The sequence below is a fragment of the Paracoccus zhejiangensis genome (genome assembly GCF_002847445.1).
In the GTDB taxonomy this organism is placed as follows: domain Bacteria; phylum Pseudomonadota; class Alphaproteobacteria; order Rhodobacterales; family Rhodobacteraceae; genus Paracoccus; species Paracoccus zhejiangensis.
In genome coordinates this window covers 1,025,784-1,049,445 of the sequence record NZ_CP025430.1, presented here as the reverse complement: position 1 = coordinate 1,049,445, position 23,662 = coordinate 1,025,784, and the positions used below count along the sequence as shown (strand labels likewise).

Here is a 23,662-nt window from a genome sequence, read left to right as displayed (position 1 = left end):
GGTAAGGTGAGAGGCTGGACAGCGACCCAAGCGGGATTCGTTGCGGCTGCTTCCTTCCGGACCTGACCGGGTTGGCGAAACGCTCGCCCGCGCCAACCTCTCGAGGGGCTAGATAGGGCAGGGCGCGGGCGGGATCAACCCCGGGAAAGGTTCAACCGGATGCGGATGAAGCCATCCTCGGTCTCGCCCGCGCATTCCAGCGCGTAATCGCCGGCATTTTCCAGCCGTTCCATATGCTTGACCGCCGATGGCCCGGTCTCGAAGATGGCCGAGGCCCCGGCGACCGGCAGGAACTCCCAATGCCGGACACTGGCGGGCAGGATGCGGCGGCGGCGGCGGACATAGCGGCGCAGCACGTCGCGCGTCATCGCCTCGTCGTCCAGCACCACGCGATTCTCGCCGACTAGCGGCCCGAATAGCCCGCAGGTGGCCAGCCGATAGGAATTCGTCGCCAGCAGGAAACGGTCCTCGTCGGCGACCGGGCGGCCATGATGGGTCAGGTTGCGGATGCGCGTGGCCTCGGGGTCCAGAAGCCTGCCGCTGGGGTGAAAGCGCGGCGGCCGGGTCAGGTCGACCTGCCAGCCGAGGCCGTCGATCACGTCGAAATTGTAGCTGGGGAAGTCCGGGTCGATCAGCGGCTGGTCCGCCAGCCCGGGCTGCATCTGCCGGAAGATTCCGGCGGATCGCTCCAGCCAGCCGCTCAGCTGCGCGCCGGTCACTTCGATGGCGCAGATGCGGTTGGGGTAGAAATAGAGATCGGCCAGGTTGCGCAGGGTCAGCGCTCCGACCGGGACATCGGTATAATACTCAGGCCCGCCCCGCCCGCCGGCGCGGAAGGGGGCGACCGCCGAGAGGATCGGCAGGTTCGCCCATTCGGTGTCGCGCAGCATCCGCCGGACATGCCAGCGCTGTGCCATCGCCACCAGCCTGAGGCCGGGGTCCTGTCCGATCAGCGCGAAATAACTGTTCAGCGGCGCCTCCGTCCTTCCGACGCGGCGGCGGATATGGCGCAGGGTTTCGCGATGAGCGCCGATGGTGGTGGAGTAGATCCGCCGCAGCGGCAGATGCTTGCTCTCGACCGGTTCGGCGGCGACGGTGAAGTCGGCAACGCGCCAGGCACCCTCGTCGCTGCGGGCAAGCTGCAGGTCGATCACCCCCAGGTGCGAGCCGCCGAACCCCGCCATCACCGCCGGCTTGCCCATCAGCGTGCCGCGCAGCGGATCGGCACCGGGTTGGGGCGGGAATTGCGGATCGGGAAAGACCTGATGGGTATGGCCCGCGATGATGACATCGATCTCGGGCAAGGCGGCCAGCGCGGTGGCTGCGTTCTCGATTCGCGGCGTTGGCTCGATCGGGCCTATGCCGCTATGGGCCAGTGCGATGACCAGGTCGGCGCCTGCGGCTTTTAGCCGCGGCAAGAGGCGGCGGGCGCTGTCGAGGATGTCCTCGCTGGCCAGTTCATTGCCGAGATTGCGGTCCCAATCGACTGTCTGCGGCGGCGCGAAACCGATCACCCCGATACGGATCGGATAGGCGGTGCCATAGCCATCGACCAGCTTGCGCTCGAGCATCAGCCAGGGCGCGAAACCGGGGCCCGAGCGGGGCACCAGGTTGGCCACGGTCAAGGGGAATGCCGCGCCGTTCAGCACCCGGCGCAGGAAGCCGGTGCCGAAGGTGAAATCGTGATTGCCAAGCGTGCCCGCGTCATAGCCCATGGCGTTCATCGCAGCGATCGCCGGATGCGGGCTGCGCGAGCTGACCCCGCGCACCTCGGCGATATAGTCACCGAGCGGATTGCCCTGCAGGAAATCGCCATTGTCCAGCAGCAGCGAGTTCGCCACCTCGGACCGCCGCGCCTCGATCAGCGAGGCGGTGCGCGCCAGTCCCAAGCGGTTCGAGGGTTTGTCGGCAAGGTAGTTATAGGGCAGCACATGCATGTGCATGTCGGTGGTCGCCATGATCCGCAGCGCAAGCGTGGCCGTATCGGCCGTCCAGCCGTTCCGGCCCGCCGCGGACTTGATGCCTCCGTTGCCGTCAGCCACTGCTGGCTCCTCGCTCCTACATCCCCCACGGTTTTCGCGTTTTCGGCGGCGTCGTTCAGGCCGTGCCGCGCATGTCAGATGATCGCCGGGGGAGGCGATGTCGTTCCGACTCGCGCTGCTCTCAACTGACGATTGAGTCAATCGCCCGTCGGACGGCGCGCGTCAACAATTTCGTTGCGGGTTCCCTGTCAGCGGATCACCGGGCTGACTTGAAAACCTCACGACTTCCTTCTAACTGCACAACGCTTTTGTAACCGGTTCCGTTGCATTCCATCGTCAATCAGATTGGTCGTTCATGAAATTCTCGACCCGCAAGGATACCGAGCTGACCGCGGATCAGCTGTTTCAATCCCTCATCGATTTCGAGCGGCTCGAGCGCATCCTGGCACGTCGCGGCGCGGCGGTGACCCGGCTCGACCCGGCGCAGCAGCCGGCGGCAGGGGCAGGCTGGCAGGTCGGATTCGACTGGCGCGGACGGCGGCGCGACCTGCGTCTCGAGGTCATGCAGCTCGAGGCGCCCGGGCGCATGGTGATCAGCGGGCTGTCCGAGGCCTTCGACCTGATCATCGACCTGACCGTGATGGCGCTGAGCAAGCAGCGGTCGCGGGTGATGTTCGAGGCCGAGGCCCTGCCGCGCAACATGCGCGCTCGGCTGATGCTGCAGACCGCCAAGCTGGGCAAGTCGCAGTTGGACCGGAAATTCGACGCGGGCGTCGCGCGGCTGGTGAGCGAGATGACGGCCGGCCGCGCCTGAGACGCGGGCAGCCTAGCCCTCGCCCTCGACCGGCTGCTCCTGTTCGGCGCGCAGCGGATCGGCGGGATAGACGCCGAGGATCGACAGGCTGGAGGAGAAGAAGGCCAGCTCGTCCAGCGCGCGGCGCACATGCGGGTCCTCGGGGTGGCCCTCGATATCGGCATAGAACTGCGTCGCGGTGAAGACGCCGTCGGCCATGTAGCTTTCCAGCTTGGTCATGTTGACGCCATTGGTGGCGAAACCGCCCATCGCCTTGTAGAGCGCCGCCGGGATGTTGCGCACGCGGAAGACGAAGGTGGTCATCATCTTCTCGGCGCGGCGGGCATGGTCGTCCACCCGCGACATGATCAGGAAGCGCGTGGTGTTATGGGCGTGATCCTCGATATGGCGGGCGAGGATGGTCAGCCCGTGGATCTCGGCGGCCAGGTCCGAGGCCAGCACGCCCTCGTCGCGCTTGCCGCTGACCGCCAGTTCGGCGGCGGCCCCGGCGCTGTCGGCGGCGGATTCGCCGCGGATGCCATAGCGCGCGAGGTAAGAGGCCGATTGCGGCAGCAGAACCAGGTGGGCACGGACCTTGCGGATATCCTCAATGGCGACGCCGGGCATGGCCATCAGGCTGATATGGACGCGGACAAAGGCCTCGTCGACGATGTGCAGCCCTGATGCCGGCAGCAGGCGGTGGATGTCGGCCACCCGGCCATAGGTCGAGTTCTCGACCGGCAGCATCGCCAGATCGGCCTGGCCGCTGCGCACCGCCTCGATCACGTCCTCGAAGGCGCGGCAGGGCAGCGGCTCCATGCCCGGGCGGGCATTGCGGCAGGCCTCGTGGCTATAGGCGCCAAGTTCGCCCTGGAAGGCGATGCGGTTTGTCGGGGCGAACTGGGTCATGGTACAATCCATAGGCTGGTCCGGCACCGGGCCGGTCAGGGCAGGGGAGCGGTGGCAGGGGCTGTGACTTATCACCCGGTTTCTGCCATGTTCGGGCTAACTATACCTTGATCCCGCAAAGAGAAAGCGGATAGATACGGGCCAAATTTAAGGCTTACCAAACCGGGGACGGCAGGCAATGTTCGATACCATGACCATCACCAAGGCGGCTGGCGCGCTGATCGGCGCGCTTCTGTTCCTGTTGCTCGCTGGCTGGGCTGCCAGCGGCGTATATCACGTCGGCGCCAGCGGTGAAGGGTCTCACGACGGCGAGGCGGCCGCTCAGGCCTATACGATTCCGGTTGAAGAGGCCGCAGGCGGCGATGCCGGCGCCGAGGAAGAACAGATCGATTTCGCCGCGCTGATGGCCCAGGCCGATGTCGCCGCGGGCGAGAAGGATTTCGGCAAGTGCAAGGCCTGCCACAAGCTGGACGGCAGCGACGGCACCGGCCCGCACCTGAACGGCATCGTCGATCGCGCCGTGGCTTCGGTCGGTGGCTTCGGTTACTCGGACGCCATGGTCGCCCATGCCGGCGAAGCACCGACCTGGACCCCCGAGGCGCTGCAGGAATTCCTGGCCAACCCGAAAGGCGTCGTCTCGGGCACCAAGATGTCCTTCGCCGGCCTGAAGGACCCGCAGGACCGCGCCGACCTGATCGCCTACCTGGCCGCGCAGCCGTAAGGTTCGCAGGGCAAGAGAATTCGAGGGGCGTGGCCGGTGGCCGCGCCCTTTTGGTTTGGGGAAGACAGAAATGTGGGGCCGCTTGCCTTCGGCGACGGTGATCATGCGAAGGGCATAGGGCCAGCGGTCGACCGCCGGGGGCCGCTGCGGCGGTCGGGCAGATCACCTTTATGGCGCAAGCACATCGAGCAGCTGTTCGGTGCTGAACCGCACCAGAGCGGCCGCCCGAGGGGGCGGTCGTCCGCTGGCCCGGGCGGGCTTTGCCCTGGTTCCCGGGCCGGGTCGCTGCCCGAGGCCCTGTTCTGCTCCTAACTCCCCCTCGTTCACGAAAACGCGGCTTGATCCCCGGCCCGGCGCTGCCCTAGCCTGCGGTCCACCACGACAGGGAGAGACCCATGCGCCCCATCCTTCCGCTGATCGGCCTGCTGGCTGGCTTCGGCATCCTGCCCGCATCAGCACAGGAGGCGGCCCCGGAGGCGGCGACACCCGCCGCCGCTGCCCCGGCCACGGACGAGGGTGTGACGGTCTCGCATGGCTATGCGATCATCGGCGATCTGAAACTGCCCGCCGATTTCCCGCATCTGCCCTATGTGAACCCCAAGGCGCCGAAGGGCGGCTACATCATCGAATCCGTGCCCAACACCTCGAACTTCGACAATTTCAACCCCTTCACCTTCAAGGGCCGGCCAGCGGTCTTTTCCGCCACCATGCTGGAAACGCTGATGGATCGCGATTCCAGCGATTTCGGCGCCTCCTACTGCCTTCTCTGCGAGACGCTGGAATATCCCGAAAGCCGCGACTGGGTGATCTTCCACCTGCGCCCCGAGGTCAAATTCGCCGATGGCAGCCCGATGACCGCCGCCGATGTGGTCTTCTCGGTCGAGGCGATGCGCGATCAGGGTTCGACCGGCACCAAGCTGATGATCCAGCAGCAGATCGCCTCGGTCGAGGCGCTGGATGATCACACGGTGAAATTCACCTTCACCCCCGATTACCCCCGCCGCGAGGTGGTCAGTTTCGTCGGCGGCCTGCCGATCATGTCGAAGGCCGATTTCGAGACGCGCGCGCTGAAGCTCGACGAGACCATGGACAAGCCGCTGATCGGCTCGGGTCCTTACGAACTGTCCGGGTGGAACATGGGCCGCTGGGTCGAGGTGACGCGGCGCGAGGATTACTGGGGCAAGGATCTGGCCCTGAATGTCGGGCGGCACAATTTCGACCGCATGCGCTATGAGCATTTCGCCGATTACGACGCAGCCTTTCAGGCCTTCACCGCCGGCGAATACACCTTCCGGCGCGAGAACAGCTCGATCAAATGGGCGACGGCCTATAACTTCCCGGCGCAGGAAAAGGGCTGGGTCAAGGTCGAGACCCTGCCCGACAACAGCAGCGTTTCGGGGCAGGCCTGGGTCTTCAACCTGCGCCGCGAGAAGTTTCAGGACCCGCGCGTGCGTCAGGCCATTGGCATGATGTTCAACTTCCAATGGACCAACGACAAGATGTTCTACGGCCTCTATTCGCGGCAGCAGAGCTATTGGCAGAACCGGCCGCTCGCCGCCGAGGGGATGCCGTCGCCCGAGGAACTGGCGCTGCTGGAACCCCTGAAGGCCGATCTGCCCGAGACGGTCTTTACCGAGCCCGCCTTTGTCTGGCCCGAGGGCAGCGAACAGCCGCGCGACCGCCGGGCGATGCGGGCGGCCGGGGCGCTCTTGGACGAGGCCGGCTGGACCATCGGCAGTGACGGGTTGCGCCGGAATGACAAGGGCGAGGTTCTGCGCGTCGAATTCATGAATGATTCCGTGACGCTGGATCGCATTCTTAATCCTTATGTCGAAGCCCTGCGCGGCATCGGGGTCGATGCGGTGAATGCCCGTGTCGACAATGCCGAGCTGGAATCGCGCGAGCGCGAGCATGATTTCGACATCACCTCGACGTTCATCGGCCAGTCTCCCATTCCCGGCGCCGAGATGCTGCCGGTCTTCGGCAGCGAATATGCCGAGTCCGAAAGTAATCTTCTGGGTCTGAAGAACCCGGCCATCGACAAGTTGATGAAGGATGTCGAGCACGCCAAGACGCAGGAAGAAATGGAGACTGCCGCCCGTGCACTGGACCGGTCCCTGCGGGCGATGTTCCTCAGCATCCCGCAATGGTACAATGCCGATCACCTGCTGGCCTATTACGACATGTACGAGCGTCCCGAGACGCTGCCGGACTTTGCCCTGGGCGAGATGGATTTCTGGTGGTTCAACCCCGAGAAGGAAGCCAAGCTGAAGGCCGAGGGCGCGCTGCGCTGAGCCTTGGCGGGCTGAAACCGGGCAATCCGCTTGATTTCCGGGTGCGGATTGCCGACAAGGCGTGAAATCCGAACAGGGCCGCAAAGGCCCGGCGGCCGAAAATGGCCAGGCGAAGGGCAGGACAGATGGGTGCCTATATTCTGCGGCGGCTGCTGCTGATCATTCCGACGATGATCGGGATCATGATCATCAATTTCGCGCTGACCCAGTTCGTCCCCGGCGGCCCGATCGAACAGATCGCCGCGCGGCTGCAGGGCGAGGGCGACGTATTCCGCAACATTGCGGGCGCGGGCGGCGATTCCGCCGGCGCGGCGGCGGGCGAATATGCCGGGGCGCGCGGCCTGCCGCCGGAATTCGTGGCCCAGCTGGAGAAGGAATTCGGCTTCGACAAGCCGCCCCTGCAGCGGTTCCTGTCGATGATGGGCGATTACCTGACCTTCGATTTCGGCGAAAGCTGGTTCCGCTCGATCAGCGTGATCGACCTGGTGAAGGAGAAGATGCCGGTCTCGATCACGCTGGGGCTCTGGACCACGCTCCTAGCCTATCTGATCTCGATCCCGCTTGGCATCCGCAAGGCGGTGCGTGACGGCACGCCCTTCGACACCTGGACCTCGGGCCTGATCATCATGGGCTACGCCATCCCGGCCTTCCTCTTCGCCGTGCTCTTGATGGTCCTCTTCGCCGGCGGCAGCTACTGGAAGATCTTCCCCCTGCGCGGTCTGGTCAGCGACAATTTCTATGCGCTCTCGACCTGGGGGCAGATCAAGGACTATCTCTGGCACATCACCCTGCCGGTGGTGGCCATGTCGATCTCGGGCTTTGCCACGCTGACGCTGCTGACCAAGAACAGCTTTCTCGACGAGATCAACAAGCAATATGTGATGACCGCCCGCGCCAAGGGTCTGACCGAGCGGCGGGTGCTCTATGGCCATGTCTTCCGCAATGCCATGCTGATCGTCATCGCAGGTTTCCCGGCGCTGTTTCTGGGCGTGTTTTTCGGCAGTTCGATCCTGATCGAGACGATCTTCTCGCTCGACGGTCTGGGGCGTCTCGGCTTCGAGGCGGCGGTGCAGCGTGACTATCCGGTGATCTTCGCCACGCTCTATGTCTTCGGCCTGATCGGCTTGCTGACCGGGATCCTGTCGGACCTGATGTATGTCTTCGTCGACCCGCGCATCGATTTCGAGCGGAGGGCCGGCTGATGGCGATGACGGAACTGAACCGCCGCCGCTGGCGCAACTTCCGCCGCAATGGCCGCGCCTTCTGGTCGCTGGTGATCTTCTCGGTGCTGTTCGTCGTGGCCATGCTGGCGGAGGTGGTGGCCAATGACAAACCGATCCTGCTCAGCTATCGCGGCGAGCTGTATTTTCCGGCCTACAAGTTCTATCCCGAAACCGCCTTCGGCGGCGATTTTGGCACCGAGGCGATCTATCGGGACGAGGCGGTGCAATGCCTGATCAAGACCGGCGGGCGCGAGGAGTGCTGGGACGATCCCGAGGGGCTGATCGACGCGGTCGATGCCGGCACCAGCGATGTGCCCGAGGCCGAGCAGGGCTGGATGATCTGGCCGGTCATTCCCTATCACTACAAGACCATCAACAATGTCGGTACGGCGCCAAGCGCGCCCGATGCCGCGCATTGGCTGGGCACCGATGACACCGCCCGCGACGTGCTGGCGCGCGTCATCTATGGCTTCCGCACCTCGATCATGTTCGCGCTGATCGTGACCGTGGTCTCGAGCATCATCGGCGTGACGGCGGGCGCGGTGCAGGGCTATTTCGGCGGGCGCATCGACATCATCTTCCAGCGGCTGATGGAGATCTGGCAGTACACGCCCTCGCTTTACGTCATCATCATCCTCTTTGCGATCCTCGGACGAAGTTTCTGGCTTCTGGTGGTGGTCACCATCCTCTTCGGCTGGCCGGCGCTGGTGGGCGTCGTGCGCGCCGAGTTCCTGCGCGCGCGGAACCTTGAATATGTCCGCGCCGCCCGCGCGCTGGGGGTCTCGGACCGCACCATCATGTTCCGTCACATGCTGCCCAATGCCATGGTCGCCACCCTGACCATGCTGCCCTTCGTCGTCACCGGCGCGATCAGCGGGCTAGCGGCGCTGGATTACCTCGGCTACGGGTTGCCGGCCTCGGCGCCGTCGCTCGGCGAGCTGGCGCTGCAGGCCAAGCAGAACCTGCAGGCGCCATGGCTTGCCTTCACCGCCTTCTTCACCTTTGCCATCATGCTGTCGCTACTGGTCTTCATCTTCGAGGGCATCCGTGACGCCTTCGACCCGCGAAAGACCTTCAAATGAGCCTTGGCGAGACGGCACCCGCGCCGGTTCTGGATGTCCGCGACCTGAAGATCGGCTTTCGCAGCGAGGGCAGGGTGCATCCTGCCGTCAAGGGCGTCAGCTTCCAGATCGGCCGGGGCGAGACGGTGGCGCTGGTCGGCGAAAGCGGCTCGGGCAAGTCGGTCACGGCGCTGTCGACGGTGCGGCTGCTGGGCGATGCCGCGCAGGTCGAGGGCTCGGTCAAGTATGACGGGCGCGAGATGGTCGGCGCCGATGACAAGCTGCTGCGCGAGATCAGGGGCAATGACATCAGCTTCATCTTCCAGGAGCCGATGACCTCGCTGAACCCCTTGCACACGATCGAGAAGCAGCTAGGCGAAAGCCTCGCGCTGCATCAGGGCCTCAGCGGCAAGGCTGCGCGCGAGCGGATCGTCGATCTGCTGACCAAAGTCGGCATTCGTGACCCCGAGTCACGCCTTGCCGATTATCCGCATCAATTGTCGGGTGGACAGCGCCAGCGGGTGATGATCGCCATGGCGCTGGCCAATGGTCCCGAACTCTTGATCGCCGACGAGCCGACCACCGCGCTCGACGTGACCATTCAGGCGCAGATCCTCGACCTGCTGGCCGAGTTGAAGCGCGACGAGGGCCTGTCGATGCTGTTCATCAGCCACGACCTCGGCATCGTCCGCCGCATCGCCGACCGGGTCTGCGTGATGAAGGACGGGCTGATCGTCGAGCAGGGTCCGGTCGAAGAGATCTTCGCCAATCCGCAGCATGACTATACCCGCAAGCTGCTGGCCGCCGAGCCGCAGGGCCGGGCCGAGCCGGTGCCCGAAGGGGCCGAGGAGATCGTGGCGACCAAGGACCTGAAGGTCTGGTTCCCGATCAAGCGCGGTTTCCTGCGCCGGGTCGTCGGCCATGTGAAGGCCGTCAACGGCGCGACCCTGTCGGTGCGGCAGGGCGAGACGCTGGGGATCGTGGGCGAATCCGGCTCGGGCAAGACGACGCTGGCGCTGGCGATCATGCGGTTGATCGACAGTGACGGCCCGATCGTCTTCATGGGGCAGGATATTTCCAGCTGGCCGGCGAAACGCCTGAGGAAGCTGCGCCGGGACATGCAGATCGTGTTCCAGGACCCCTATGGCAGCCTCTCGCCCCGGATGACGGTCGAGCAGATCATCGCCGAGGGGCTGGGCGTTCACGGGGTCGAGCCGGGGCGCGACCGCCGCCAGATGGTGCAGGAGATCATGGCCGAGGTGGGTCTCGATCCGGCGATGATGCACCGCTATCCGCACGAGTTTTCGGGCGGGCAGCGCCAGCGCATCGCCATCGCCCGCGCCATGATCCTGCGCCCCAAGGTGGTGGTGCTGGACGAGCCGACCAGTGCGCTCGACATGACCGTGCAGGTGCAGATCGTCCAGCTGCTGCGCGGGCTGCAGCAGAAATACGGGCTGGCCTTCCTGTTCATCAGCCATGACCTGCGCGTGGTGCGCGCCATGTCGCACCAGATCATGGTGATGCGCGCTGGCGAGGTGGTCGAGCAGGGCACGACCGATGCGGTCTTCGACGCCCCGAAAAGCGACTACACCCGGCAGTTGATGCAGGCCGCGCTGAATCGCGGCGGGGTGAAGGCGGCGGGTTAGGCGCCCCACCAGCGCCCGGTCAGCGCCAGCCAGGCCAGCGCCGCGCGGCGCTGGAAGGGGGTGATCTCGGCGGGGGTCTGGTCGCTGCCTTGCGCCATCTCGCGCAGGAAGCGCGCAGCCCCCGGCCCTGCGAAGAGGGCCGCTGCCGCCCGGCGTGGCACCGCCCGGTGCCCCTTGGCCGCGCGCCGCAGCGCCTCGCGCCCGGCCTCGGCCAGTTGCGCCACGGCGTCCGGGTTCTCGGTTTCAAATCCCAATCGCATTGCCTGCAACTGCGGCAGCGCCCGCAGCCATGCCGCGAGGCCGGCCCCGCGCCCCTGATAGGCCACCACCGCCCGCGCCGTTTCGGGCGCGCCAAGCCCGTGGGCCGCCGCCCACATCAGCCCGCCCGCCGTCGCATCGACATAGGCCAGCACCTCCTCGGCACTGCCAAAGGGATCGCGCGCGCAGTCGCGCCGCCGCGCCTCGGCCAAGGGCAGCAGATCGCCCGCCGCCTTGCCCCATGCCTCCCAGAGCGGCGTCAGCACGTCATGCAGCGGCGGGGCGACGCCCCGGCCCATCTCGGCCAGCCGGTCGATCCACCATTGCAACCGCATCTCGGCCAGCATCGGCTCGGCCGACTGGAAGGGCGCGCGCGCCAGTTCGAGGTTCAGCGCGTAGAGTGTCAGCAGCTTCGGCCGATCCGCCGGCGCGGCGGTCAGCACCGCGCCGAAACGGTCGGGGTCCTGCGCTTGCAGCGTCTCGGCGCAGGCCTGAAGCGTCAAGACAGGACCTCGCCCGCCAGCGCCTTCAGCCGCGCCGCATCAAAGCCGGTGGCCAGCGCCCATTCCGCACCCCCCGCCGTGTCCTTGACCTCGACCCCGGCGGCGGCGAAGCCGTCGCGGATGGCATCGGCGCGGGCGAAGTCGCGGGCTTTCCGGGCGTCCGAGCGGGCGACCAGCAGCGCCTCGATCAACGCCCCGGCCTCGTCGCTCGCCTCGGCCCAATCGCCCAGATCATCCGTCAGCAGCCCAAGCATCCGCGCCGAGGCCAGAAGCCCCGCCGCATCGCCCTGACCGGCCAGATCATGCAGCGCCGCAATTGCGCCCGCCGTGTTCAGGTCATCCGACAGCGCGTCGATGACCGCGGGGGCAGGGCTGTCCGCAGGCGTCACGCCCGCCACCAGCCCGCGCCATTTGCGCAGCGTTGCCTCGGCCTCTTCGCGCTTCGCCTCGGTCCAGTCCATCGGCTTGCGGTAATGCGTCGACAGCATGACGAAGCGGATCACCTCGCCCGGAATGCCTTTCTCCAGCAGGTCGCGGACGGTGAAGAAATTGCCCAGGGACTTGGACATCTTCTTGCCCTCGACCTGCAGCATCTCGTTATGCAGCCAGACATTGGCGAAGCCCGCATGGGGATTGGCGCAGCAGCTTTGCGCCACCTCGTTCTCGTGATGGGGAAACTGCAGGTCGATGCCGCCGCCATGGATGTCGAAATGATCGCCCAGCAAGTCCTCGGCCATGGCCGAGCATTCGATATGCCAGCCCGGCCGGCCGCGACCCCAGGGGCTGTCCCAGCCCGGCAGGCCGGCATCCGAGGGTTTCCACAGGACGAAATCCATCGGGTCTTCCTTGAACGGCGCGACCTCGACCCGTGCGCCCGCGATCATGTCATCGACCGATCGGCCGGACAGCTTGCCATAGTCGGGATAGCTGCGGACCCGGAACAGGGCATGGCCGTCCTTGGCATAGGCATTGCCATTGGCGATCAGCGTCTCGATCATGGCGATCATCTGGGGGATATAGCCGGTCGCCCGTGGCTCGTGATCGGGGCGGGCGGCGCCAAGCGCGTCCATGTCGGCGTGATACCAGCCGATGGTCTCGTCGGTGCGTTCGGTGATCAGGTCTTCCAGCGAAAGCGGGCTGCCCAGCCCCTTGCGGCGCTGCGCCTCGGCGTTGATCTTGTCATCCACGTCGGTGAAGTTGCGCACATAGGTCACGTGATCGGCGCCATAGACATGGCGCAAGAGGCTGACCAGCACGTCGAAAACCAGCACCGGGCGGGCATTGCCCAGATGGGCGCGGTCATAGACCGTCGGGCCGCAGAGATAGAGCCGGACATTCGACGGGTCGATGGGGCGGAAATCCTCTTTCTTCCGCGTCTTGGTATTCGTCAGCCGGATCTGGGCCATGATGCGCCTCTTGGAAGTGAGACGCCCGATTACACCCTTGGCCCGAAGCTTTCCACCCATTCGATCAGCCGGGGCAGGCTTTGGGTCTCGAGGTCATAGCCGTCCAGGATGGTCTGCCGTGCCGCCGCCGTCAGCCGCGCGGCCTCGGGATCGCCCGCAAGGCCGCGGATCAGGGCAGCGGTCAGCGCCTCGCGGTCGAAGAACGGGAACAGCCGCCCGTTCTCGCCGTCGCGGATCAGCTCGCGCACCGGCTCGGTATCCGAGGCGACGACCGAGGCCCCCGCCGCCATCGCCTCGGTCAGCGACCAGCTGAGCACGAAGGGATAGGTCAGGTAGCAATGCACCCGCGCCACCTGTAGCAACGACAGGTACTGGTCATAGGGTACGCGACCAAGGAAATGCACACGGCTCAGGTCCAGCCTCTCGCCGACCTCGGCCAGCATCTTTGCCTTCCAGCTGTCGGCGTCCTTGGGCTTGGCTCCATAACTGACGCCATCACCCCCGACCAGCACCACCTGCGCATTCGGCCGCGAGGCCAGAACCTCGGGCAGGGCGCGCATGAAGACGTGGAAACCGCGATAGGGTTCCAGCGAGCGGTTCACGAAGCTCAGCACCTCGTCGCCCGCGCGCAGCACATGGCCATTCGGCAGGGTCAGCGTCGCGCCCGGATCGGGCCGCACCTTACCGGTGTCGATGCCGTCATGGATGACGGTGATCTTGCTGCGCAGTTCGGGCGGGAAGCTGTCGGCCTGGTAGCGCGTGGGCGAGATCGCCGCATCGGCCTGCACCAGCCCCTGGATCAGATGGGCCGAGCGGGCGATGGTCATGAACCGCCCCTCGTCGGTGCCGGGGCTGACCTCGGGGTCGAAGCCCACGTCATGACCGCGCGTGCGGTAGAGAAGTTCCGCATAGACCAAGAGCTTCGCTTCGGGCCAGATCTCGCGCAGGAACAGCGTCTCGCCCCAGCCGGAATGGCCGAAGATCAGGTCGGGCGTGTAGCCGTGGCGGTCGCGCATCGCCCGGCAGCCCCGCGCGGTCAGGAAGCCGCGCTCGGCATGTTCGGCATAGGTCCGGGCAAAGGGCGAACTCAGCGTCACCTCGCCCGGCGAGGCATAGCGCATGACGCGCACCGGGCTGGGGCGATTGTTCTTCTCGTCGGTCAGGGCCAGAACCTCGTGACCGCGCGCCGCGAGTGCCGGGGCGAGATGCAGGAACTGGCCGGGGAAGTTCTGGTGGACAAGCAGGATGCGCATGGGTTGGTGATAGCGCGGCCATGGCGCCCGGGCAACGCGCCTCTGCCGGCATCCCGCGCCGGCTTGCCGCCTGAACGCAAAGACAGCTTTCCCTTTCCGCGATCTTGTGGAAAGGATTAGGAAACCCGGAGAACCGGGACGCCGACAGAACGGGTGACAGGGAAAGCCGATGGCGAAGGGACCACGAAGCGAGGCGGTGCAGGGCGCGACCCTGATCGCGCCGCCATTCCTTTACGCGCTGCTGGTTCTGGCCGCGCCCTTGCTGACCATCTTTGCCTACAGCTTCCTGACCGATGGCTATCTCGAGGTGATCCGCGAGTTCTCGCTGGACAATTACCGGCAGGTGCTGGGCGATCCCATCGTCCGCTCGGTGATGATGCGCTCGCTCTGGGTGTCGATGACGGTGACGCTGGTGACGGTGGTGCTGGCCTTTCCGGTGGCCTATTACGTCAGCTTCGTCGTCCGGCCCGAGCGCAAGGCGCTGTGGCTGTTCCTGATCACCATTCCCTTCTGGACCAGCTACCTGATCCGGGTGTTCCTGTGGAAGGTGATCCTTGGCTATAACGGCGTGATCAACTCGACCCTGACCAGCCTCGGCATCATCGACGAGCCGCTGACCTTCATCCTCTACAACGTCAATTCGATCGTGCTGACGCTGGCCCATGCCTATGCGCCCTTCGCCATCTTGCCGATCTTCGTGGCGCTGGAGAAGATCGACCGCTCCCTTTTGGAGGCCGGGCGGGATCTGGGCGAAAGCCGGTTCATGACCTTCTGGCGGGTGACCCTGCCGCTGGCCATGCCCGGGGTCATCGCCGCCACGCTGATCGTCTTCATCCCGACCATCGGGGATTATGTCACCCCCACGGTCATCGGCGGCGGCAAGATCCCGATGATCGCCAACATGATACAGGTGCAGATGCTGGATCTGGACAACCGCCCGCTGGGGTCGGCGCTGGCCGTGACCGCGATGATCATCGTCGCCATCGTCAGCGGCATCTTCCTGTTCTTGAACCGCCGCTTCCTGAAGGTGCGGCAATGAGGTCGGGAGCGCTGCAGGGCGGGGGGCTGCGCATCTATGCGATGCTCTACCTGCTGTTTCTCTATGCGCCGATCATCCTGCTGCCGCTGTTCGCCTTCAACTCGGGCACCATCATCGCGTTTCCGCTGAAGGGCTTCACCACCGACTGGTTCGCCCAGATGTGGGAGAACGCGACCCTGCGCCGGGCGCTGATGAATTCGCTGACCATCGCCGTTTCCTCGGCCATCTTCGCCACTTGCCTCGGCGTCTTCGCCGCCCGCGCCTCGACCCGCTTCACCTTCCCCGGCAAGGGGCCGATCATGGGCTTCATCATGCTGCCCATGGTGCTGCCCGAGATCATCGTCTCGATGTCGCTCCTGGTCGTGCTGCTGGGCGCGGGGGTCGAGCTGTCGATCCTGACGGTGATCCTTGGCCACACGCTGATCTGCATGCCCTATGCCATCGCCATCCTCTCCACCGCCTTCGCCAGCCTCGACCCGTCGGTGGAAGAGGCGGCCTATGATCTGGGCGAGACGAAATGGGGCGCCTTCCGGCTGATCACCCTGCCGCTGGTCATGCCCGGCATCATCTCGGCGCTGCTGATCTCCTTCACCATCAGCCTTGATGAATTCATCATCGCCTTCTTCCTGGCGGGCAACGAGCCGACGCTGCCCACCTATATCTTCAGCCAGCTGCGCTTCCCGGCGCTGGTCCCGATGATCATGGCGCTTGGCACCGTGCTGGTGGCGTTGTCCATCGTGCTGCTGGCGCTTGGCGAGTATTTCCGTCGCCGCAGTCTGGCCCGGACCGGCAGTTCCGACACCGGAGGATTTTTGTGAGCGACGACCGAAAGACGATGATCGAGTGCCGCGAGGTCCACAAGTATTACGGCGATTATCACGCGCTGCGCGGCATCGACCTGACCATTCGCGAGGGTGAATTCTTCTCGTTGCTGGGCCCCTCGGGCTGCGGCAAGACCACGCTGCTGCGCACCATCGCCGGGTTCGAGGATATCAGCAGCGGTGCCGTCCTGATCGACGGCAAGCACATGGAGGACGTGCCGGCGAACAAGCGGCCGACCAACATGGTGTTCCAGAGCTATGCCATCTTCCCGCATCTCACCGTGGCCGAGAACGTGGCCTTCGGCCTGCGCCGCGATTCGCGCAGCAAGGACGAGAAGGCACAGCTGGTCAACGAGGCGCTCGAGATGGTCGGCCTCAAGGGCTATGGCAAGCGCGCCGCCCATGCGCTGTCGGGTGGGCAGCGGCAGCGGGTGGCGCTGGCCCGCGCGCTGATCCTGAAGCCCAAGGTGCTGCTCTTGGACGAGCCCTTGTCGGCGCTCGACCGCAAGATGCGCGAGCAGATGCAGGTCGAACTGATCAAGCTGCAACGGCAGGTCGGCATCACCTTCGTGCTGGTCACCCATGACCAGGAAGAGGCGCTGGTCATGTCGGACCGGATCGCGGTGATGTTCGAGGGCCAGATCGCGCAACTGGACGGTCCCGAGGCGCTTTATGCCCGGCCCGCCGACCGCAAGGTGGCGGATTTCATCGGGGTGATGAACTTCCTGCCCGCGACCATCCTCGAGGAGACCGAGGCCGGCGCTCGTGTCGATGTGCCGGGGCTCGGCGTGGTCGAACTGCCCAAGCGGCAAATCAGCCGCGCCAATCCCGAGGACAAGGGTGCCACGGTCGGCTTCCGCCCCGAAACCATGACGCTGATCGGTCCGGGTCAGAAGCACAGCCAGGCGCGCGAGACCGGGGCGACCATCGACGAAGTGGTCTATTACGGCGACATGACCTATTATGACCTGCGGCTTGACGGCTCGGCCCGCCAGGATGGCGTGGCAAGGCCGGTTCGGATATCGATGCGCAATGTCTTTGGCCGCGATGTGCAGGAAGTGGGTACCCGCACCCGCGTCGCCTGGTCGCCGGGCTCGCTGGTGCTGTTCCGGTAAGGGGGAAGCATGGCCGAGGATCGCGCCGTCTGGATCGACAGCACTGTGCCGCCAAGTGGCACCGGCTGCAAGGAATGCCTGGAAAGCGGCGGCTGGTGGTTCCACCTGCGCCGCTGCGCCACCTGCGGCCATGTCGGCTGCTGCGACAGTTCACCCAGCCAGCACGCCACCGCGCATTTCCACGCCACCGGCCACCCGATCATGCAAAGCTTCGAGCCGGGCGAAGACTGGTACTATGACTATCGCAGCGGCAAGATGTTCTCCGGCCCGGCGCTGGCCGCGCCCGATGCCCGCCCCGAGGACCAGCCCGCACCGGGACCCGAGGGTCGCGTGCCAGCCGATTGGCGCGACAAGCTGCATCGCTGATCGGCTGATCCCGGCTCAGCCGGTTCCCGCGATTCCGCAACTCTTTGCCGATCACGAATTTGGTGGCTGCGGCCCGGTGTCAGAACGTTAGGCTGCAGGTGCAGAAACGTTCATGCAACTGGAGTTTGTTTATGCATTCGAAGATTTATCTGGCCGCCGTTGCGGCACTGATGCTGACCGGCGCGGCCCAGGCCCAGACCGCCACCCCGGCAACCCCGGCCATGCCCGAGGCGGGCACGCCCGAGGCCGAGATGCTGTACCAGTCGGCCCGCAACCAGCTGGGCGTGCTGAAGCATTGCAACGAGCAGGGCTTCATCGGGGAAGAGGCCGTGGCCACGCAGACGAAGCTCTTGGGCATGATCCCGGCGGGTGATGTCGCACTTGGCGACGCCGCCGAGCAAAAGGGCGCCGGCGGCACGGTCGTGTCCATGGGGACCGAGCTGACGCTGGAAGACGGCGCAAAGCAGCAGAGCACCACGCCCGAGGCGATGTGCAAGCAGATGGAAACCGCGATGGCGCAGCTGGCCTCGCAGCTTCCGGCTGAATGACAACCGGTTTTGGCCCGTCGCGATGCGGCGGGCCATTCCGTCAGGGGATGGGGTCCAGCCCCGCCTGAACCTTCTTCGGCAGTGCGCCGCGAATGAGGCGATAGCTGGCAAGGATGCGGTGGCGCAGTTCGTCCTCAGCGGCATCCAGCGGCAGTTCGACCCAGCTTCTATGGAAATAGGCGGCGCGGCGGGCGGGACCGGCCTCGATCAGCATTTCCGCTGTCTCGATGCTGTCGGTCTTGGCTGCGACCGCCTGATTGATCGCGCCGATCACCGCGAACATCTTGCCGCCGACCTTCCAGCAATCATGCCCGCCGCCCCAGGGATCCGAGTTCTCGGCCCCCGGCAGGGCAGCGCAAAGGCGATTGACGAAATCCCGGCTCATGGCCTGTCCTCGCGTCGTTCCAGCCGGATCAGGATGCCATCGCGGCCGCGCACGGTCAAACGCGCCACGGGAACGGGGGGCACGTTGCCGGGGGACAGGCGATAGGCGCGGGCGATGAGCGACAGCATCAACACGCCCTCGATCATCGCGAAACCGGCGCCGGGGCAGACCCGCTGGCCCGCCGAGAAGGGCAGGTAGGCGCTGCGGCTGGCGGCACGGCCATTCTCGGTTTCCCAACGGCTGGGGTCAAACTCGTCGGGGCGGTCCCAGATGCGCTCGTGCCGCTGCAGATGCCAGGGCGACAGGATCAGCTGCGCGCCCTTCGGCACCTTGCGGCCCCGGAACGCCTCGGTTCGCGCCGCCTCGCGTACCATCATCGGCACCGGCGGATAAAGCCGCAGTGCCTCGCGGAAGACCGCACGGGCGGCGCGCAACTGGCCGATCTCGCCAAAGGCCGGTGCGGCGATGGACTCAGCCGCCACCCGCTCCTGCCAGTCGGGATTGGCGGCCAAGAGCCACAGCGACCACGCCAAGGCCGAGGCGCTGGTCTCGTGCCCGGCCAGAAAGAAGATCGCCACCTGATCGACCATCTCGGGCGCGGTGAAGGTCCGGCCCGTCTCGGGGTCGGGCGTGGTCATGATCTTGGTGGCCAGATCATCCGGGGCCGCTCCCGCCCGGATCGCCGCCATGCGCGCCGCGACCAGATCCTCGATCAGCCCGCGGATCTCGGCTGCGGTTTCCCGCGTGCGGCGGGAATGCGGGCGGGGCAGCCAGCGCGGCAAGGGCAGCAGCGCGGCGAGGTTGACAATGGGCTGCGCATCCTGATGGGCGCGGAAGGCGGCAAAGACGCGCGCCGCCACCTGATGCTCGATCGGCAGCGAGAAGAGGGTGCGGAAGATCGCATCGGCGGCGGCGTGGCTGGCCTGCGGCTCGATGTCGATCTCGCCTTCGGGCAGGCGCGCGACGGCAGATAGCGCGGCGTCAAGGATCGCCGGATAGGCCTCGCGCAGCCGTCCGCCCTCGAAGGCCGGATCGATGATGCGTCGCTGAAAGCGCCATTCCGCGCCATTGGTGACGAAGACCGAATTGCCCAGAAGCGGCGCCAGCCCCTCGCGCAGCCGGTCAGATTTCGGGAAATCGCCCGGCCGCTCTTGCAGGATCAGCCGCACCAGTTCGGGGTCGTTGCAGAGAAAGCTGTGGATCAGCGGGTTGCGGAACTCGGCCATCCAGGCGTGGTAGAGGCGGGCGGGCAGGGCCGACAGCAGGTCGCGGCGAAAGCCACGAGCGAGGCGCAGGATACCGCTGCGCCCCTCGGCGGCCTCGGGTTTCGGCGCGATCATGCGGCCAGTCCGGGGCCAGACAATCCGGGGCCGGCGGGAGTGGTGATGCGGCCGGGCGAGGGGGCGCGGTTGGCGAAGCGCTCGGCCAAGGTCAACGGACCGGCGGTGATGGCGAAATAGTCGTAATCGCCGGGGCGGTCGAAGGCGCAAAGATACTGGAAATGCAGCCGAAACCAGTGCCCGCGCAGCGCGCGCTGCTTTTCCGGCGACAGCGTCTGGGTATAGGCCGCCGAGATCACCAGCGGGTGTTTCTGCGCCGGCGTCGCCACCCCGGTCACCGCCACCGGGTCGCAAAGGCCGAAGCTGCAGGCATCGCCGGGGGCGGTCACGTCCAGCCAGAAGATCTCGTCGCGGGTCGAGAGGAACTGCAGGTCATAGCGCAGCCGCTCTGCGCGCGGCAGGAAGGACGCCATCGGCACCACATGGCCCAAGGTCAGCAGCGACAGGGCCGCACCCTTCGGCACACGGCCATCACGGATCAGGTCGGCCAGCACCGAGACCGCCAGATAGGCGCCCGAGCTGTGCCCGACCACCAGAACCTCGTCCCAACCCTCTGCCAGCACCTCGGCGATACGGTCGGCAAAGCGGGCGATGCGTTCCTCCAGCGCCTCGGGATATTCGCCGCCGCCCTGCGCGGTGAAGGCATAGTCATGCATCAGGTAATAGGCGAACAAGCGACCATCGAGCCGCCGCCAGCCGGTGAGCCCGGCCCACGTGACCCCAGCCATGACCGGCAGTCCCAGCCACCAGCTGCCGAAACGCGCCACGCCCCAGCCCATGAGCCAGCCGGCCAGCAGCGCCAGCAACAGCTGCAGGACCAACACCACGATCGGATAGAGCGCTGCGATCACCGGCCCGCGCCTGAGCCGCATCAGTCGGAAGAGGGCGCCCGAACCGATATAGGCCCAGGCCGTGCGCGCAAGTTGCCCATAGGTGGTCAGGATGCCTTGCCCCATAGAGCCCTGCACCAGGTCGGCCCAGACCAGCACCTCGATCTCGGTCTCCGTGCGTCCTTGCGGAAAATCTCCGGTCACACCCCAGCCAAAGCCGGTCCGATCCTTCCGCGCGCCCATCGTCAGCCCATAGCCCGAGATCGCCGCCTGCTGCGCGCCCTCGCGGCGGTACAGCTCGCGATAGCGGCGGGGCGGGAATGGGTCATAGCCGGGGAGATAGAGAACCCGGCGGCGGAGTGACGACATGAACGGCCCTTGCAGTTTCAGCGCCAGCATAGGCGAGCAGGGCAAGGGAGCAAGGGGGCGTCACGCCGCAGGGCGCGGTCAGGCCTTCGGTGTCTGCCAGCGCGCCTCGTTCGCCTCGATGGCGGCAATGCGGCGATCCGTCTTCGGATGCGACAGAAGCCAGGCCGGGGCACCCGCGCCCATTAGGCCCGACAGGGCGTCGAGCTTGCGAAACAGCGATTTCTGCGGCCCGGTGCCCATGCCGGCCTTGATCATCAGCGCGCTGGCGAACTCGTCAGCCTCGAACTCGTCCTGTCGCGACAGGCGCGCGGCGACGGCGGCGGCGGCGAGATTGGCGATCCACGCACCGATGAAGGGGATGAAGCGCCCGATGATCCCTGTCAGCGCCAGTCGGATGGCGTTCTGCCCGGCGAAATCGACCATGCGGCGGCGGGAATGGCCACGGGCGACATGGCCCAGTTCATGCGCGATGACGCTGGCCAGTTCCTCGGCCGAGACCTCGCAGGCATCCAGCTTGCGGATGAAGCCACGGGTCAGGAAGATGCGGCCGTCGGGCGCGGCGAGCCCGTTGATCGGCTCGATCTCGTAGATATGGGCCTTGACCGGCGGCAGGTCCATCGCCTTGCCCAAACGCTCCAGCATCGGGGTCAGGCGCGGGTGCTTCAGCGGGGTCGAGCGGGTGTTCAACTCCTGCTTGAGCCGCCAGGCGGAGAAGAAATACATCGCCGCGACATAGAGGCCGAGCAGCAGGAGGGGGGTCAGCTTGAGCATATCGTTTATATGGTTGGCCGACCGTGCCTGTGCCAGAGGTGATGCGCCAGCCACAGCAGCCCCAGCAGCAGGATGATGACGATGCCGCATTTGCCAATGGCGTCGACATCCCCCCGGAAGCCGTGCGAGAAGAGATAGCCGGCCCCCATCTGGGTCACCACCCAGAGGAATTCGCCGGGCACCGAGGCGGCCACGAAGCGCGCAGGCTTCATCCCGGTGGCCCCGGCGACATAGTTCGAGGCCGGGCCGAGCGGCGTGATCAGCCAGCGCGCGAGGAACACCGCGATCGGCCCGCGATGGGTGATGAACTGGCGCGCGCGGTCAAACAGCGCCTTGCGCCGTCCGCCCATCGCCTCGAGCCTTGGGCCAAGGCGATGCGCCAGCGAGAAGGCGGTCAGATCACCGGCGGCTGCGCCGAGCCACGCACCCGCGACCAGCACCGGCAGGTCCAGATGCCCGGTGCCACCCAAGGCCCCGGCGGCGATCAGCAAGGCCGAGGTCGGCAGCGGCACCATCAGGCAGGAGAGAAAGGCCGAAGCCGCCAGCAGGAGCGGCCCCCATTGCGGCAGCAGCGCCTCGAGCCATTCGGTCACCCCAGCACCCGCATCGCCTGCGTCAGCCCCTCCAGCGTCAGGGGCATCATCCGGTTCTCGAAGATCTGCCGGATCATCCCGATCGACTGGGTGTGGCGCCAATGCGTCTCGGGGACCGGGTTCAGCCAGACATGGTCGGGCCATGTCTCGGCCACGCGGTTCAGCCAGACCTGCCCGGATTCGGGGTTCCAATGCTCGTTGGCGCCGCCCGGCATGGCGATTTCATAGGGCGACATCGAGGCATCACCGACGAAGATGCATTTATAGTCGCGACCAAAGCGGTGCAGCAGGTCCCAGGTCGGGATCTGTTCGTTCCAGCGGCGGCGGTTGTCCTTCCAAACCGCCTCGTAGAGACAATTGTGGAAGTAGTAATGTTCCATGTGCTTGAACTCGGCCCGCGCGGCGCTGAACAGTTCATCGACCAGCCGGGTGTGGTCGTCCATCGAGCCGCCGACGTCGAGAAACAGCAGCACCTTGACCGCATTCCTGCGTTCGGGACGGGTCTGCACGTCGATATAGCCGTGATCGGCGGTGGCGCGAATGGTGGCCGGCAGGTCCAGCTCCTCGGCGGCGCCATGGCGCGCCCAGTTGCGCAGTCGTTTCAGCGCCACCTTGATATTGCGGGTGCCAAGCTCGACACCGTCATCGAAATCGCGGAACTCGCGCTTGTCCCAGACCTTCACCGCGCGGCGATGGCGGCTTTCGTGCTGGCCGATGCGCACCCCCTCGGGGTTGTAGCCATAGGCGCCGAAGGGCGAGGTGCCGGCGGTGCCGATCCATTTGTTCCCGCCCTGATGGCGCTTCTGCTGCTCGGCCAGCCGCTCGCGCAGGCGCTTCATCAGCTCCTCGAAGCTGCCAGCCGCCTCGACCGCCGCCTTCTCCTCGTCGGTCAGCAGCTTCTCGGCCAGCTTTTCCAGCCATTCGCGGGGCAGGTTGGTCTCGCTGACCAGCGCCTCCAGCGGCAGGTTTTCCAGCCCCGCGAAGGAGGCCGCAAAGGCGCGGTCGAAGCGGTCGATATGCCGCTCGTCCTTGACCAGCGCGGTCCGGGCGAAATGGTAGAAGCCGTCCACGGTCCAGCCGGTCACCCCTGCCTCGAGCCCCGCCAGCAGGTCCAGATACTCCCTCAGGCTGACCGGAACGCCGTGGCGGCGCAGGCTGTCGAGGAAGGGGGTCAGCATCAGATCATCCGATCGATGATGACGGTGGCCAGCACGCCAAGCGCTGCGAAGCCCAGGGCATGGGCCGCCGCATATTGCAGCCGGTCCATGCGGTTGCCCTTGAGCCGCCCGGCGCGGCGCCAGCCGATCAGGGCTCCGATGACAAGGGCGGCGATAACGATCATGGCGGGCCTTTCTCTATCCTGACCCAGCAGATAGACCCGCAAATCCCCCTGTGCAACCGGGCCGATCACGCGCTAGCGTGAGCGAAAGCCCGTG

At 66.3% G+C, this 23,662-nt stretch carries 23 protein-coding genes and 1 other RNA gene; 11 read left to right on the top strand and 13 right to left on the bottom strand.

Translation table 11 applies throughout. The annotated features are described in order from the left end of the window. Positions 1-5: 5 nt before the first annotated feature. Positions 6-102, bottom strand: an RNA gene (gene ffs, locus CX676_RS05175) — signal recognition particle sRNA small type. Positions 103-134: 32 nt separating this feature from the next. Further along, entirely contained in the window at positions 135-2,042 is a 1,908-nt protein-coding gene (locus tag CX676_RS05170) for a bifunctional 2',3'-cyclic-nucleotide 2'-phosphodiesterase/3'-nucleotidase (protein ID WP_232816586.1), read from the bottom strand. 295 nt (positions 2,043-2,337) lie between these two features. On the opposite strand from CX676_RS05170, the gene CX676_RS22470 reads away from it, so the two are divergent. Beyond that, positions 2,338-2,796, top strand: coding sequence for a hypothetical protein (locus CX676_RS22470; RefSeq protein ID WP_157935848.1), 459 nt, complete (start codon positions 2,338-2,340; stop codon positions 2,794-2,796). A gap of 12 nt (positions 2,797-2,808) precedes the next feature. Here CX676_RS22470 and CX676_RS05160 read toward each other — a convergent pair whose 3' ends face one another. Then, positions 2,809-3,684, bottom strand: a complete 876-nt coding sequence (locus tag CX676_RS05160) for a prephenate dehydratase (protein WP_101751669.1) — start codon at positions 3,682-3,684, stop codon at positions 2,809-2,811. Positions 3,685-3,862: 178 nt separating this feature from the next. On the opposite strand from CX676_RS05160, the gene CX676_RS05155 reads away from it, so the two are divergent. The 5 genes from CX676_RS05155 (at position 3,863) to CX676_RS05135 (ending at position 10,629) form a co-directional block, all read left to right on the top strand. Then, the gene (locus tag CX676_RS05155) at positions 3,863-4,405 is read left to right on the top strand and encodes a c-type cytochrome (RefSeq protein ID WP_101751668.1); all 543 of its coding nucleotides are present in this window, start codon (positions 3,863-3,865) and stop codon (positions 4,403-4,405) included. 395 nt (positions 4,406-4,800) lie between these two features. After that, on the top strand, positions 4,801-6,699 hold the full coding sequence (locus CX676_RS05150; protein ID WP_101751667.1) for an extracellular solute-binding protein: 1,899 nt from the start codon (positions 4,801-4,803) through the stop codon (positions 6,697-6,699). Between the two features lie 125 nt (positions 6,700-6,824). Next, positions 6,825-7,901 (top strand): microcin C ABC transporter permease YejB, encoded by a 1,077-nt coding sequence (locus CX676_RS05145; protein ID WP_101751666.1) that lies wholly within the window; start codon positions 6,825-6,827, stop codon positions 7,899-7,901. Next, positions 7,901-9,004, top strand: a complete 1,104-nt coding sequence (locus tag CX676_RS05140; RefSeq protein WP_101751665.1) for an ABC transporter permease — start codon at positions 7,901-7,903, stop codon at positions 9,002-9,004. The genes CX676_RS05145 and CX676_RS05140 overlap by 1 nt, the downstream gene beginning before the upstream one ends. Further along, positions 9,001-10,629, top strand: a complete 1,629-nt coding sequence (locus CX676_RS05135; RefSeq protein ID WP_101751664.1) for an ABC transporter ATP-binding protein — start codon at positions 9,001-9,003, stop codon at positions 10,627-10,629. The genes CX676_RS05140 and CX676_RS05135 overlap by 4 nt, the downstream gene beginning before the upstream one ends. Here CX676_RS05135 and CX676_RS05130 read toward each other — a convergent pair. Genes CX676_RS05130 through CX676_RS05120 form a run of 3 tightly spaced genes read right to left on the bottom strand, consistent with a single transcriptional unit; the run spans position 10,626 to position 14,049 of the window. Next, a complete protein-coding gene (locus tag CX676_RS05130) occupies positions 10,626-11,390 on the bottom strand; it encodes a squalene/phytoene synthase family protein (protein ID WP_101751663.1) in 765 nt (254 codons plus the stop codon). The genes CX676_RS05135 and CX676_RS05130 overlap by 4 nt on opposite strands. Next, complete coding sequence (cysS, locus tag CX676_RS05125; RefSeq protein ID WP_101751662.1) at positions 11,387-12,796, bottom strand: cysteine--tRNA ligase; 1,410 nt, start codon at positions 12,794-12,796, stop codon at positions 11,387-11,389. Before cysS ends, CX676_RS05130 begins: the two co-directional genes overlap by 4 nt. Positions 12,797-12,825: 29 nt before the next feature. Then, positions 12,826-14,049, bottom strand: a complete 1,224-nt coding sequence (locus CX676_RS05120) for a glycosyltransferase family 4 protein (RefSeq protein WP_101751661.1) — start codon at positions 14,047-14,049, stop codon at positions 12,826-12,828. Positions 14,050-14,218: 169 nt separating this feature from the next. On the opposite strand from CX676_RS05120, the gene CX676_RS05115 reads away from it, so the two are divergent. From CX676_RS05115 to CX676_RS05095, 5 genes are all read left to right on the top strand, one after another. Then, on the top strand, positions 14,219-15,088 hold the full coding sequence (locus tag CX676_RS05115) for an ABC transporter permease (RefSeq protein WP_101751660.1): 870 nt from the start codon (positions 14,219-14,221) through the stop codon (positions 15,086-15,088). Positions 15,089-15,099: 11 nt separating this feature from the next. After that, a complete protein-coding gene (locus tag CX676_RS05110) occupies positions 15,100-15,906 on the top strand; it encodes an ABC transporter permease (RefSeq protein ID WP_101754154.1) in 807 nt (268 codons plus the stop codon). A 17-nt stretch (positions 15,907-15,923) separates the two neighbouring features. Further along, positions 15,924-17,024: an ABC transporter ATP-binding protein gene (locus tag CX676_RS05105; RefSeq protein ID WP_101754153.1), complete on the top strand. Its 1,101-nt coding sequence runs from the start codon at positions 15,924-15,926 to the stop codon at positions 17,022-17,024. A gap of 9 nt (positions 17,025-17,033) precedes the next feature. Then, a complete protein-coding gene (locus tag CX676_RS05100) occupies positions 17,034-17,390 on the top strand; it encodes a UBP-type zinc finger domain-containing protein (RefSeq protein ID WP_101751659.1) in 357 nt (118 codons plus the stop codon). 131 nt (positions 17,391-17,521) lie between these two features. Next, the gene (locus CX676_RS05095; protein ID WP_101751658.1) at positions 17,522-17,938 is read left to right on the top strand and encodes a pore-forming ESAT-6 family protein; all 417 of its coding nucleotides are present in this window, start codon (positions 17,522-17,524) and stop codon (positions 17,936-17,938) included. A 40-nt stretch (positions 17,939-17,978) separates the two neighbouring features. On the opposite strand, the gene CX676_RS05090 is transcribed toward CX676_RS05095, so the two are convergent. The 7 genes from CX676_RS05090 to CX676_RS22735 all read right to left on the bottom strand — a co-directional run bounded on the left by CX676_RS05090 (position 17,979) and on the right by CX676_RS22735 (position 23,568). Beyond that, a complete protein-coding gene (locus tag CX676_RS05090) occupies positions 17,979-18,323 on the bottom strand; it encodes an MmcQ/YjbR family DNA-binding protein (RefSeq protein ID WP_101751657.1) in 345 nt (114 codons plus the stop codon). Continuing rightward, positions 18,320-19,663, bottom strand: coding sequence for a cytochrome P450 (locus CX676_RS05085; RefSeq protein WP_101751656.1), 1,344 nt, complete (start codon positions 19,661-19,663; stop codon positions 18,320-18,322). The genes CX676_RS05090 and CX676_RS05085 overlap by 4 nt, the downstream gene beginning before the upstream one ends. Next, the gene (locus CX676_RS05080; RefSeq protein WP_101754152.1) at positions 19,660-20,862 is read right to left on the bottom strand and encodes an alpha/beta hydrolase; all 1,203 of its coding nucleotides are present in this window, start codon (positions 20,860-20,862) and stop codon (positions 19,660-19,662) included. Before CX676_RS05080 ends, CX676_RS05085 begins: the two co-directional genes overlap by 4 nt. Positions 20,863-20,940: 78 nt before the next feature. Further along, positions 20,941-21,633: a M48 family metallopeptidase gene (locus CX676_RS05075; protein WP_101751655.1), complete on the bottom strand. Its 693-nt coding sequence runs from the start codon at positions 21,631-21,633 to the stop codon at positions 20,941-20,943. A 5-nt stretch (positions 21,634-21,638) separates the two neighbouring features. Next, positions 21,639-22,226 carry a DedA family protein gene (locus CX676_RS05070; RefSeq protein ID WP_101751654.1) on the bottom strand — a complete coding sequence of 196 codons (588 nt, stop codon included), beginning with the start codon at positions 22,224-22,226 and terminating at the stop codon, positions 21,639-21,641. After that, on the bottom strand, positions 22,223-23,404 hold the full coding sequence (locus tag CX676_RS05065) for a vWA domain-containing protein (protein ID WP_101751653.1): 1,182 nt from the start codon (positions 23,402-23,404) through the stop codon (positions 22,223-22,225). The genes CX676_RS05070 and CX676_RS05065 overlap by 4 nt, the downstream gene beginning before the upstream one ends. Then, positions 23,404-23,568: a hypothetical protein gene (locus CX676_RS22735; protein ID WP_198590280.1), complete on the bottom strand. Its 165-nt coding sequence runs from the start codon at positions 23,566-23,568 to the stop codon at positions 23,404-23,406. Before CX676_RS22735 ends, CX676_RS05065 begins: the two co-directional genes overlap by 1 nt. Between the last annotated feature and the right edge of the window lie 94 nt (positions 23,569-23,662).